Below are 11491 nucleotides of genomic sequence, written 5' to 3' on the forward strand. Positions count from 1 at the left end.
CACTTGAATATAGGAGTCATACCTTAGCATCATAATTTTTTATTATTTACCCTGTCTACTTGACGGGGGGCAGTTCAAACTTTGCTTTTCTTGTTTTTTTATGATTTTAAGAGAACAGATATTTCTTTATTGTTGAAAAAAACTAATTTAAATGTTAAAGTAGAAGATAGACTTAAATATTAAAATAACTAAAAAATACTAAAAAAGTTTAGTGTTATGGATAAAGTCTTTGTCAAAGTTAAGACATAAGAGGGGGAAGGTTAGTTGTACGAATATATTAAGGGAAAATATATAGGCATTAACAAGGATTATGTTATTGTAGAAAACAATGGTATAGGTTATAAGATATTTACTTCAGGAGCTACAATGGCTGAATTACCAAAAGTTTCAGAAGATGTGATACTTTATTTAGAGCAAATAGTAAGAGAAGATTTTATAGGCCTTTATGGGTTTAAAGATAGAGAAGAGCTTGAAATGTTTAAATTACTTATTTCTATAAGTGGGGTAGGAGCTAAAGCTGCATTGTCACTTTTATCTATAAGTAGAATTAATAATTTAAAATATGCTATTATGATGGAAGATGATAAACATTTATGTAGAGCACCTGGTATTGGTAAGAAAACTGCAGGAAGAATTATATTAGAACTTAAAGATAAGATTAAGAAAGATGATGTAGTAAGTGATGTAAATATTCAAGAGGGCTTTGAGGATATAGTACCAGCTAATAATAATGCAGTTGGAGAAGCATTAGGAGCACTTTTAGCGCTTGGATATTCAGAAAAGGAAGCAGAAAGTGCATTAAAGAAAGTTAACAAACATGAAAGTGTTGAAAATATTATTAAGGAATGTTTAAGAGTACTTATGGGATAGAGGTGATATAGCTTTGGAAAGAATTATCACTCCAGATGAGATGCTGGAAGATGGAAATAGTGAATTAAGTTTAAGACCTCAAAGGATAAATGAATATATAGGCCAAGATAAAGTTAAGGAAAGATTGAATATTTTTATTACAGCGGCAAAAAGACGAGAAGAGGCACTAGATCATGTTCTTTTATATGGGCCTCCAGGGCTTGGTAAAACAACATTAGCAAATATTATTGCAAAAGAAATGGGTGGAGATTTAAAAATAACTTCTGGGCCAGCTATAGAGAGAGCAGGAGATTTGGCAGCAATACTTACTACTTTAAAAGATAATGATGTTTTATTTATTGATGAAATACACAGATTAAATAGAAGTGTTGAGGAAATTCTTTATCCTGCAATGGAAGATTATGCTTTAGATATTGTAATAGGAAAAGGTGCTGCAGCAAAGTCTATAAGATTAGATTTGCCACAATTCACTTTAATTGGAGCAACAACTAGAATAGGTATGCTTACTTCGCCACTTAGAGATAGATTTGGAGTTCTTTGTGATATGGTTTATTATACAGAAGAACAACTTAAAGAAATTATAGTTCGTTCAGCTTTTGTTTTAGGTTGTAATATTACAGAAGAGGGAGCTTATGAAATTGCAAGAAGATCTAGAGGTACACCTAGAATAGCAAATAGATTATTAAAAAGAGTTAGAGATTATGCAGAAGTTTACTCAGATTCTTTAATAAGTTATAAGGAAGCAAGAGCTGCATTGGAACTTTTAGAAGTAGATGCTCAAGGGTTTGATAGGGTAGATAATAAAATATTAGAAGCTATTATAGATAATTTTAATGGTGGACCTGTAGGTATAGAAACATTATCTTACTTTATAGGGGAAGAACTTGGAACTATTGAAGATGTTTATGAACCATATCTTCTTCAAAAAGGTTTTATAGTAAGAACTGCTAGAGGAAGAACTGCTACAGATAAAGCTTATGAGCATTTAGGTAGAACAAGAGGAAAAAAAGATTTAAAAAGACAAACTAGTTTTTTTGAAAGTTAGGAGATAAAAAAATGAAAACAAGTGATTTTGACTTTTACTTACCAGAAGAGCTTATAGCTCAACATCCATTGGAAAAAAGAGATTATTCAAGACTAATGGTGTTAGATAAAGAAACTGGAGAAATTGAACATAAACATTTTTATGATGTTTTAGATTATTTAAATGAAGGAGATACTTTAGTATTAAATAATACAAGAGTTATGCCAGCAAGAATTATTGGAGAAAAAGCTGAAACAGGTGGAAAAATTGAGTTTTTACTTCTTAAAAGAATTGAAGGCGATAAGTGGGAATGTTTAGCTAAACCAGGTAAAAGAGCAAAAATAGGTGCAGAGTTTACATTTGGGGAAGGAAAATTAAAATGTACTGTTGTAGATATTGTTGAAGAAGGAAATAGAATAATTGAGTTTTCTTATGATGGAATATTTGAACAAGTGTTAGATGAGTTAGGTGAAATGCCACTTCCTCCGTATATAACAGAAAGACTTGATGATAGAGAAAGATATCAAACTGTTTATTCAAAGGAACAAGGCTCTGCTGCAGCACCTACAGCTGGATTACATTTTACCAAAGAACTTTTAGAAAAGGTAAAAGAAAAAGGTGTAAATATTGCATATGTAACATTGCATGTTGGTCTTGGAACATTTAGGCCTGTTAAAGTTGATGATGTTAATGCACATGTGATGCATTCAGAGTTCTATCACTTAGATGAAGAAAATGCTAATATAATAAATGAAACTAAAAAGCGTGGTAATAAAGTTATATCCGTAGGAACTACATCTACAAGAACGTTAGAAACTATTGGAGATGAGAATGGTTTTGTTAAAGAACAAAGTGGATGGACTAATATATTTATTTATCCTGGATATAAGTTTAAGGTTGTAGATAAACTTATAACTAATTTCCATTTACCAGAATCAACATTAATAATGTTAGTTTCAGCTTTAGCTGGAAAAGAAAAAGTTATGAATGCTTATAATGAAGCTGTAAAAGAAAGATATAGATTCTTCTCTTTTGGAGATTCAATGATAATAAAATAGAAAACATAAGGCAAAAGGACGTGAAGTTTTGAGTAAAAGATATACTTTATTAAAGAAAGATGGAAAAGCTAGAAGAGGAAGATTTGTAACTCCTCATGGAACTATAGAAACACCAGTATTTATGAATGTTGGAACTTTAGCTGCAATTAAGGGTGCAGTTTCTTCTATGGATTTAAAAGAAATAGGATGCCAAGTTGAACTTTCTAATACATACCACTTACATTTAAGACCTTCTGATAGAGTTGTGGCTAAAATGGGTGGATTACATAAGTTTATGAATTGGGATAGACCAATACTAACAGATTCAGGTGGATTCCAAGTGTTTTCTTTATCAGGAATGAGAAAGATTAAAGAAGAAGGTGTTTACTTTAACTCTCATATAGATGGAAAGAAAATATTTATGGGACCAGAAGAATCAATGCAAATTCAAAGTAATTTAGCATCAACAATTGCTATGGCATTTGATGAATGTATTCCAAATCCGTCAACAAGAGAGTATGTAATAAATTCAGTTGCAAGAACAAATAGATGGTTAGATAGATGTATTGCGGAGATGAAAAGATTAAATTCTCTTCCAGAAACAATAAATAAGGAACAAATGCTATTTGGTATTAATCAAGGTGGATGCTATGAAGACATTAGAATAGAACATGCAAAACATCTTGCTAAATTGGATATGGATGGATATGCTATTGGTGGATTAGCAGTTGGTGAAACTCATGAAGAAATGTACAGAGTAATTGATGCTGTTGTTCCTCATCTTCCACAAGATAAACCAATATACTTAATGGGAGTTGGAACTCCAGAAAATATATTAGAAGCTGTTGAAAGAGGGGTAGACTTCTTTGATTGTGTTCTTCCTGCAAGAAATGGAAGACATGGTCATGTATTTAACAGTGAAGGTAAGATAAACCTTATGAATGCTAAATTTGAGTTAGATGAAAGACCAATAGATGAAGGATGTCAATGCCCAGCATGTAAAAATTATACAAGAAGTTATATTAGACATTTATTTAAAGCTAAAGAAATGTTAGCAATGAGACTTTGTGTATTACATAATTTATACTTCTATAATAAATTAATGGAAGAAATTAGAGAAGCAATAGATAATGGAAATTATGCAGAATTTAAAGCTAAAAAACTTAAAGAATGGAATATAAAAAAATAAGAGTTAAAATATATGAATAAATTATTAATGTTTTACATATGTATACATATGATAATTGACATATAATATTAAATAAAGTATATTATTTAATACATAGTAATTATTAAAATGTAATTTAAAATATACTATATAAAGTAAAGATGAAGGGAAGGGATTATAATGGCACAATTATTAGCTACATTATTACCTTTAATAGCAATGTTTGCTATAATGTATTTCTTACTTATACTACCAGAAAAGAAAAGAAGTAAAAAATATAATGAAATGTTATCTGCATTAAAAGTTAATGATGAAGTTTTAACTAGAGGTGGAATAGTTGGAAAGATTATAACTATAGAAGAAGATCAAATGGTTATTCAATCAGGTCCAGATAGAGTTAGATTTAGAGTTACTAAGAACTCAATTGCTCAAAAACTTAATAAAGAAACAGAATAATTGTTGAATAATACCCCTTTTTACCTCATAAAATGAAGTAAAAGGGGGTGTTTTTATGGAATGGAAAAGTTATTTTAATAATGTGTTTAAAGGAGTAATAGGTGCTATTAGCATTACTATTTTGTTAACGGCGGTATTTTCACTTATTATGACTTTTGTAGACTTTAGTGATGCGGTATTTAGTGGTATTTATGTTGGGATTACAAGTGTGAGCTTGATACTTGGAACTATTATTGCATCTAAATTACAAGGGCATATAGGATGGTTAGTTGGCTTAGCAGTTGGAGTATTATTTTACATAGCCTTATATGGAATAGGAGTTTTATTTGGAGCTGAAGCTACACTTGGAATTTATGACTTGATAAAATTTCTTCTTTGTATTGTAGTTGGAATTCTTTCGGGAATGTTAGGTATTAATTTAGGAAAAGAAAAATAAAGATTAGAATTAATTAAAAATGAGATTATATTAAAGTGCAATTGCATAGCTTTTGATATAATCTCATTTTTATTTTATATAATTAAAATTTCTAAAAAATATTTCAAAATAACATTTAACACTATAAAAAGAAAAGTAATTAATGAATATAACACGAATTAAAATGTTAAATTTAATAAAAATGTTTACCTTTTTTGTCGATTATAATAAAATAAAGATATTATTACTAATATAAAATTTAAAGTATATAATAATAAAATATAAATTGGTATTGTTTGGAGGTAAAAATGGACAATCTAAAGAAAAATATAATTTCTATAATTGGAGTAATTATATGTAGTAGTATAATAATATTATTATCTAAATTTATATTCACAGGAGGATTTCTGACTGATAAATATAATAAGGGAATGGAATATTATAAAGGTGTTGTAACAAATATTGTAGAGGAAGATTTACAAGCTGATGAATTTTTAGAGGATGTAGAAGTTGGATTTCAAACTGTTTCAGTTGAAATAAAGGACGGGCCTCTAGAAGGTGGAGAGTTTGAGCTAGGAAATCCGGTAAGTAGACTTTATAATGTTAAGGTTAAAGTTGGAAGTAAAGTAATAGTTGGGTGTTATGATAGAGATGGTGAAAATGTTGTAACTATATTTAGTTATGATAGAAGTAACACACTATATATGTTAATGGCTTTATTTGCTGTAATAGTAATTTTAATTGGTGGTATTAAGGGGATAAAATCATTGGTATCATTAATATTTACGTTAGTATGTTGTATATTTTTAATGTTACCACTTATGTTTAGAGGGGTAAACCCTATATTAGCAGGTATAATAATGGCAATATTAAGTATAAGTGTTACGTTATCACTTGTATCAGGAATTAATAAAAAGACATTAACTGCAATTTTAGGAACAATAAGTGGGGTTATTATAGCAGGAGTTATTGCATATATATTTGGAAATTTATCTAATCTTTCAGGAATAACTATGGAAGATGCAGAAAGTCTTATGTATATAGCAGAGGATACTGGTCTTAAAATAAAAGGAATAATGTTTACTGGGATATTAGTAGCATCTCTTGGAGCTGTTATGGATGTTGCTATGTCTATAGCATCATCAATATTTGAAATACATTCTATAAATAATGATGCTACAATTGGTGAATTGTTTAAGAGTGCTATGAATATAGGAAAAGATATAATAGGTACAATGACTAATACACTTATATTAGCATTTGCTGGTGGGTCTTTAAGTATATTAATATTAATTTATTCATCTAATATGCCATATAATAAATTAATAAATTTAGATGTTTTAGGTATTGAACTAATACAAGGTATTTCAGGAAGTATAGGTATAGTTTTAGCAGTACCTATTACTGCAGTCATAGGAAGTTATTTATGTAAGAAAAAATAGTTTTAGATAAGATTAAAGGAGTCATAATTTAAGTTATGGCTCCTTTGTTGCAATAAGTATAAAAGTATAAATTCATTAATATGTTTTGTTGTTTTGGCAAGGTACGGAATAGTTCAAAAAATAATATAAAAAATAACAAAAATACATGGATTATGACAAAAAAAGAGAAAAAAATACACATTCAACAGAACTTTAACGCAAAAAACTCTGGCAAATATTCGGATTATATGTTAGAATAATATTCGTTAACTGATGTAAAAGTATGTAAATAGGGGGAATAATAATATGAAAAGTAAAAGATTGATAGCTTTGGTTATTGCAGCTACAATGACTACAGGACTAGCTACATTTCCTACAGAATCTGTAAAAGCAGAGAAAGCGTTAAATGTTGTTATAAGTGAAATTTATGGTGGCGGAGGTAATACTGGTGCCACATTAAAAAATGATTTCATTGAATTATATAATCCTACGGGAGAAGAAATAGATATTACTGGTTGGAAGGTTCAATATGCTTCTAAAACAGGTGAATTTGGAAAGAATGAAACTGAACTTACAGGTAAAATAAAAGCCGGTGGTTATTATCTTATAAAGCAAGCAGCCGGAAGTAATGGAACTGAAGAACTAGAGCATTATGATGCTGAAGGCAATATAGCGATGGCTGGAGCTGAATGTAAGGTAAGAATAGTTAATGCTAATAATGAAGTAATTGACCTTGTTGGTGTTGGATCATCAGCAAATCTTTCGGAAACAGCTCCAACAGTAGCTATGTCTAGTACTACTAGTGTACAACGTAGAGATAATTTAGGTGGAGAATCTGGTGAAACAAATGGTTGGGACACAAATAATAATAGTGCAGATTTTTATGCAGCAGAGCCAACACCAAGAAGTTCTATGTATGAAGTTGAAGAAGAAATTGAAGGTGTAACTTCTATTAAAAATGCTAGAGAATTAGCAGATAAAGAAGAAGTAACAATAAGAGGGGTAGTTTCATTTAATGACAGAAATCAAACTCTTCATATTCAAGATAAGTCAGGAGCAATAGCTATTTCTAATTATTCTAGTAAAATAGATTTTTCTCAAATAGTTGTTGGTGATGAAGTGGAAATTACAGGAACATTAGATACATTTAATAAGTTACGTCAAGTACAGGCTACAGAGTTAGAGGTTATAGCAAAGAAAACTGCACCTACTCCGAAAGAAGTAACTATAAAAGAGTTAAAAGAAAAAAATTATGATTCATATTATGTTGAAATTAAAGGTGCAGTATTAGATACAACAGCAAAAACATTAACTCAAGGTGATAATGTTTTAGATATATACTTCATTCCATCAGGATTAGAAGTACAAACTGGAGATACAGTGGATGTAGTAGGAACAGTTGGGAGATATGGTGATACTGTTCAAATTTATGGTTCATCTTGTACATTTACAAAAGTAGAAGTAGAAACACCAGATGTTCCAGAAGAACCAGAAGTTGATAAAGTTGGACCAACTATAGTTAAGGTTACTCCAGGGAACTCAGCAAATGTAGGAGATAACAGAAGACCAGAAATAACAGCTACATTTGAAGATGAATCAGGTGTAGACATGGAAAGTGTTAAAATGGTGTTTGATGGAAAAGATATTACATCTGCTTTAGTTAAAGAAGAAAACACTGTTAAATATACAGTTAGTGAAGACTTAGAAGATGGAAGACATACTGTTAAGGTTGAAGTAAAAGATACTTTAGGTAATATAACTACAAAAGAATGGAGATTTACTGTAGGAAAGCAAGAAACTAATCTTTACTTTGGACAACTTCACTCACATACAAATTTATCAGATGGGCAAGGAACTATAGATGAAGCTTATACTTATGCTAAAAATATTGCAGGAGTAGATTTCGTAGCTGTTACTGACCATAGTAACTGGTTTGATAATGATACAGCTGCTAATATGGGAGATGGTTCTGCAAGTGAGGAGTGGCAATTAGGATTAGCTACAGCAGATAAATATAACAAAGATGGTGAATTTACTGCTATTTATGGATATGAAATGACTTGGTCAGGTTCAACAGGTGGATATGGTCACATAAATACTTTTAATACACCAGGATTTGAAACTAGAACAAATAAAAATATGAATTTAAAGAATTACTATGAAACTTTAAAGCAGTACCCAGAATCTTTATCTCAATTAAATCACCCAGGAAAAACTTTTGGTAACTTCTCAGATTATGCTCATTATGATGCAGCAATAGATGAAGTTGTTACATTAATAGAAGTTGGTAATGGTGAAGGTGCCATAAGAAGTTCAGGATATTTCCCATCATATGAAGAGTACACAAGAGCTCTTGATAAAGGATGGCATGTATCACCTACAAATAACCAAGATAATCATAAAGGTAAATGGGGTAATGCTAATACTGCAAGAACAGTTGTTGAAGCGTCAGAACTTACAAGAGAAGCTATTTATGAAGCTATAAGTGAAAGAAGAACTTATGCAACAGAGGATGAAAATTTAAGAATTTCATATACTGTAAATGGAAATCCAATGGGATCTATATTAGATGATACAGGTTCTTTAGAATTTAATATTAGCGTTGAAGATATTGATAGTGGAGATAATATCAAAAAGATATCTATTATTGGAGATGGTGGTAAGGTTGTAAAATCAATAGATAATATAAATTCTACAACTAAGGATTGGTCATTTACTTTAGATAATAATGTAAGTTCATACTATTATGTAAGAGTTGATCAAGCTGACCAAGATATTGCCGTAACTGCACCAGTATGGGTTGGAGAAAGAGAAAATGTTGGAATAGAGTCAATTGATTGTGATACAGAACTTGTAGTAGAAAATGAAGAAATAAGCATTGATACAACTGTTTACAATAATGAAGCTACAGAATTAACAGATGTTAAAGTTGAATATTATGTTGATGGAGCTACTGATCCAGAAGTAGTTACTATTGAAAAGATAGAATCTGCTACAGCAGGAAAAGCAACGTTTACTCATAGATTTGAAAAAGCTGGAGAACATAAAATTGATGTAGTAGTTAAAGCAAATATCAATGGAAATGAAAGAGAATTTAAAGGAAGTATAGAGATAAAAGTATCTAAGGCAAGTGCAGTTTCTAAGGTTGTCATTGATGGAGCTCATCAAAATCAATATGTTAGTGGAGATTATTCAGGAAAAATAACTACACTTACAGGTTTAATGACTCAAAATGGTATAAAATCTGTGATTAACAAAGAACCTATTACAGATGAAGTTTTAGAAGGAGCATCATTATTAATACTTTCAGATCCTCAAAGCACAACTAAGGATTCAGTTGGGTTAACTCCACAAAAATATACTGAAGATGAACTTAAAGCTATAGCTAAGTTTGCAGAAAATGGTGGAAATATCATAATAACATCAAAGGCAGATTATGGTGATGGTGTTGGTGAATACGGAAATGCAGCACAAGGAAATTCAGTTCTTGAGGCAATTGGAGCTAAAATTAGATTTAATGATGACCAAGCTACAGATGATGTAGAAAATGGTGGACAAAGCTACAGACTATACTTCAATGATTATAATACTGAAAGTGCATGGTTAGAAGATGTTGATACAAGTAAAAATTATAGCTTCTATAGTGGTTCAACTTTAATTATGCCAGAAGACACTAATAATGTTGAAGTTTTAGTAAGAGGGCATGAAACTACTTATGGTAATGATGCTGATAAGCAAGGAGATGCTACTCCAATTGAGCAAGGAGATGTTGTAGGACTGGCTGTTGAAACTTTAGAAAGTGGAGCAAAGGTATTTGTTTCAGGAGCAACATTCTTCTCGGATTTTGAAATTGATGGATATGTATATTCAAACTTTGATATAACAAGCAAGGTATTAAGAGAATTAGCACCAACACCTGAATTACCAGTTAGCAAAATTGCTGATGTTAGAGTAGATTTAGATGGTGATAATAATCCAGATAGATTTGGTGAAACAGTAGTTGTTGAAGGATATGTTACAGCTGCATCTAATGCGGCGGCACCAGGGAATTCTTTCTTTGATGTAATATATATACAAGATGAAACTGCAGGACTTACTGTATTTGGAGTATCATCAACAGAAGTTAAATTAGGTCAAAAAGTAAAACTTACAGGTAAAGTTTCTTCATACTTAGGAGATGCACAAATTGCTCTTAATAATGAATCTTATGATTTAGAAATAATTGATGAGAACATAAATTTAGTAGCTCCTACTAAGCTTTCAACTGCAGATAGTATGCTTGAAGAAAAAGAAGGGCTATTAGTTCAAGTTTCAGGTACTGTAACTAGAATTGAAGGGCAAAATATTTATGTTAATGATGGAAGTGGTGAATCAAGAGTTTATACTGAAGGATACATCAGAAATAGCCAAAATCCAAGTGTAGCTGATGAATGGAAGTCAAGAATTAAAGTTGGAGATAATGTATCTGCAATAGGGCTTGCATCAGAAGATCCAGAAGGACATAGATTAAGAGTTAGAGATTCAGCAGAAATAGTTGTTTTAGCTGAAGATAAAGTTGATGAAGAAGCAATTGAAAAGGTAGAAGAACTTATATCTAAATTACCTGAAATATCTAATATAACTTTAAATGATAAGCATAGAGTTGCTGCTGCAAGAGCTGCGTATAATGCATTAACTGCAGAAGAAAAAGCTTTAGTATCAGAAAAATTTGTTAAGATGTTAGAAGAAGCAGAAGCTAGAATAGCAGAACTTGAAAAAGAAGAGTCAGAAGAAAATAAACCACAAACTCCAGGTGTTGAAGTTAAACCAGAAGATGAAACAACTAATGGAACAACTGATAATGAAGTAAGTGGTGGAAATACAAGTAAGCCAGGAAATTCTCTTCCAAATACAGGTGGAACTAATACAATTTATGTTGTATTTGGTGCATTAGTATTAGTTGCTGCTGGAGCATTTGCATTATTTAAGAAGAAGAAAAAGTAAATAAAATAAAAAAGAATCTTAGATTAAATCTAAGATTCTTTTTTCAGTTTGTTGAAAAACCCCCTGTTTAAAAACAGAGGGTTTTTCTATTATTAGTTGTGGATAAAATTTAATATT

The 11491-nt window shown here is 30.5% G+C and carries 8 protein-coding genes; all 8 read left to right on the top strand.

The window, feature by feature from the left end:
• The first annotated feature begins 264 nt into the window (after positions 1-264).
• Positions 265-870 (top strand): Holliday junction branch migration protein RuvA, encoded by a 606-nt coding sequence (gene ruvA / locus LPC13_RS15840; protein ID WP_005213999.1) that lies wholly within the window; start codon positions 265-267, stop codon positions 868-870.
• A gap of 13 nt (positions 871-883) precedes the next feature.
• Complete coding sequence (gene ruvB, locus LPC13_RS15845) at positions 884-1915, top strand: Holliday junction branch migration DNA helicase RuvB (protein ID WP_040419643.1); 1032 nt, start codon at positions 884-886, stop codon at positions 1913-1915.
• An 11-nt stretch (positions 1916-1926) separates the two neighbouring features.
• Positions 1927-2952 (top strand): tRNA preQ1(34) S-adenosylmethionine ribosyltransferase-isomerase QueA, encoded by a 1026-nt coding sequence (gene queA, locus LPC13_RS15850; RefSeq protein ID WP_005214001.1) that lies wholly within the window; start codon positions 1927-1929, stop codon positions 2950-2952.
• A 28-nt stretch (positions 2953-2980) separates the two neighbouring features.
• Complete coding sequence (gene tgt / locus LPC13_RS15855) at positions 2981-4120, top strand: tRNA guanosine(34) transglycosylase Tgt (protein ID WP_005214002.1); 1140 nt, start codon at positions 2981-2983, stop codon at positions 4118-4120.
• Positions 4121-4279: 159 nt separating this feature from the next.
• On the top strand, positions 4280-4555 hold the full coding sequence (yajC, locus tag LPC13_RS15860) for a preprotein translocase subunit YajC (RefSeq protein ID WP_005214003.1): 276 nt from the start codon (positions 4280-4282) through the stop codon (positions 4553-4555).
• 55 nt (positions 4556-4610) lie between these two features.
• Positions 4611-4991 (top strand): TIGR04086 family membrane protein, encoded by a 381-nt coding sequence (locus LPC13_RS15865; protein ID WP_005214004.1) that lies wholly within the window; start codon positions 4611-4613, stop codon positions 4989-4991.
• Between the two features lie 287 nt (positions 4992-5278).
• Positions 5279-6412 (top strand): YibE/F family protein, encoded by a 1134-nt coding sequence (locus LPC13_RS15870; RefSeq protein ID WP_005214005.1) that lies wholly within the window; start codon positions 5279-5281, stop codon positions 6410-6412.
• A 285-nt stretch (positions 6413-6697) separates the two neighbouring features.
• The gene (locus LPC13_RS15875) at positions 6698-11374 is read left to right on the top strand and encodes a CehA/McbA family metallohydrolase (protein WP_005214006.1); all 4677 of its coding nucleotides are present in this window, start codon (positions 6698-6700) and stop codon (positions 11372-11374) included.
• Positions 11375-11491 lie beyond the last annotated feature (117 nt).

The sequence above is a fragment of the Clostridium celatum genome (assembly GCF_021412605.1).
In the GTDB taxonomy this organism is placed as follows: Bacteria; Bacillota; Clostridia; order Clostridiales; family Clostridiaceae; genus Clostridium; species Clostridium celatum.